Below are 2,215 nucleotides of genomic sequence, written 5' to 3'. Positions count from 1 at the left end.
ATCCGAATCGTTGGGATAAGACACAAGGTCTTTGAAACTCGATATTGTTACCAAGTGGGTGCTCGGGAAACGGTTTGTTTCCTTCATCTCTGCAGGGCTTGCTCTGGCATTGATGTTAAGATAGTCCCACCTGACTAAAGACTAACCAGCAGGTCAGTAGCGAAGTCCACAGGTAAACCCGGTAACGGGAGTCTGGAGCTGGACGGAGCAAGATTGCAGGCTCTGTATTGAGCCCCGAAAAATGTATGGTTGTGGTCATTGTGATAATCCTGCTTGCAGGAAAAAGCCGACGCTTTGGAGACAGCGGAAGGCAGCAGTCCTGAATATGCTAAGGCAAGTATTCAGGACACCACCGGGGTCTTAGACCAGGGCATGTACTCAAAGGGGTAGCTCGGGAACTTGGGAGACCCGGATGTTTCCTTGGGTAAAAAGAACGGTAACAGGAAATCCAGCGCAAGCGAAATCCCGGCGTTGCATAGGAATGTCCCGCCTTGCAACGAGTCTGCCATTGGCAGAAACACAAACATTAAAAGATGGGCGATACAAGGTATCAGGGGAGGATAGCGAAGAGCGAACGAACCTGAGATAAACATTCGGAAGTCTTAGCAGATCATAGTACCGATGATTAAGAATTGAACTATCTTGATCGGAAAGGTGGGGAAGTGATGCCCAAGCGACCCACTGCAGGGAAGGTGAAGCAGGGTATAACGTTTTTTTGGCAGGAATTATGGGAGATACACAGATGTCACAAACCATATCAACAAAAAGCCGAGAAATTGCAAGAACGGTCGCTTGCAATTCCAGACCGATAGAATGGGGACAACCACCGGTGTTAACAGGTGGGTCATCCCTTATCAAAATCGAGCTGCTTGCTCAAAGTAATCCTGAACTGGTATTTACATCAGTAGTCCATCGGATAGACTTTGATTTACTGAAACAATCCTTTCGTAAAATTCGGAAAAGCAAATCTGCAGGAGTGGACAAGGTTACGGCAAAGGAGTATGCCGAAAATCTTGATCAAAACCTCTATAATCTGTATGAACGACTGCGGAGAGGACAGTACGTTGCGTCTCCTGTAAAGCGTATCTGGATAGACAAGGAAGGAGGGAAAAAGCGTCCAATTGGCATACCTGTACTTGAGGATAAAATTGTCCAGAAAGCAGCAGCAGCCATATTGAATGTCATATTTGACAGGAATTTTTACAATTTTTCCCATGCATTCAGAAAAGGTCGGAGCCAACACATGGCAATCAAAGATTTACGTGAGCAATGCTTGAAGCAGAATATCAGCTGGATAGTAAGCGCAGATATTACAGGACTATTTGACAATATTAATCACGAGTTACTTAAAGACATGATACGTCGGAGAGTAAGTGACGGCGGAATGATTCGCCTGATAGGGAAGTGGTTGAATGCAGGCGTAATGGAGGAAGGCAACCTGACGTACTCTGAAACGGGCACTCCACAGGGAGGAGTAATTTCCCCTGTGCTCAGTAATATCTTTCTTCATTATGTTTTAGATGACTGGTACGTGAAAGAAGTGATCCCCCGGATGAAAGGGAGATGCTCCATCATACGCTGGGCGGATGATTTCATCCTCGGGTTCGAGTATGAAAAAGACGCATTGCGTGTCATGGATGTATTACCCAGGCGGTTCGAACAGTTCGAGCTGTCACTTCACCCGGAAAAGACAAAACTGATTCGATTTTCCAAACGCATTAGCGGAAAGGGAAACGGGACGTTTGATTTTTTAGGGTTTACATTTTACTGGTCAAAATCATTAAAAGGGTACATGGTAATAAAGAAAAAGACGGCAAGAAAGCGTTCAAGCCGTTTTATGAAGAGAATATGGATATGGTGCAAGGATAACCGTCATAAGCCAATGGCCGAGCAGTATGAGATTCTTTGCAGTAAACTGCGAGGTTTTTACCAGTACTTTGGAGTAATAAGTAACTACAAAGTGCTGGAAGTTGTGTTTGAATATACTGAGAAAGCATGGCGTCGATGGTTAAGCCGAAGAAGTCACAAGGGCGAAGTAATGTTCGAGGACTTGCGCACAACATACCCACTGCCATTACCCAGAATAGTCCATAATATTTGATGCCGTAAGGGCTGCAAAGTTATACGCCAAACGGGGTGTCGCCTGTTTGGTTGATAATCCGGTAAAAAGGATTTGAACCGAGGAACCGTATGAGGGAAATCTTCACGTACGGGT

General features: G+C 45.2%; 1 protein-coding gene. It reads left to right on the top strand.

The genetic code is table 11. The features are described 5' to 3' along the window. The first annotated feature begins 742 nt into the window (after positions 1-742). Complete coding sequence (gene ltrA / locus YU9_RS0138225; RefSeq protein WP_198028377.1) at positions 743-2,101, top strand: group II intron reverse transcriptase/maturase; 1,359 nt, start codon at positions 743-745, stop codon at positions 2,099-2,101. Positions 2,102-2,215 lie beyond the last annotated feature (114 nt).

This window comes from Bradyrhizobium sp. WSM1743 (assembly GCF_000473065.1).
Classification (GTDB): domain Bacteria; phylum Pseudomonadota; class Alphaproteobacteria; order Rhizobiales; family Xanthobacteraceae; genus Bradyrhizobium.
The sequence above is the reverse complement of the archived record's forward strand: the minus strand, read 5'-3'. Positions and strand labels throughout refer to the sequence as shown.

Bases quoted from the DNA above. Each gene is read 5' to 3' on its own strand.
- ltrA (WP_198028377.1), top strand. From the start codon at position 743: ATGTCACAAACCATATCAACAAAAAGCCGAGAAATTGCAAGAACGGTC.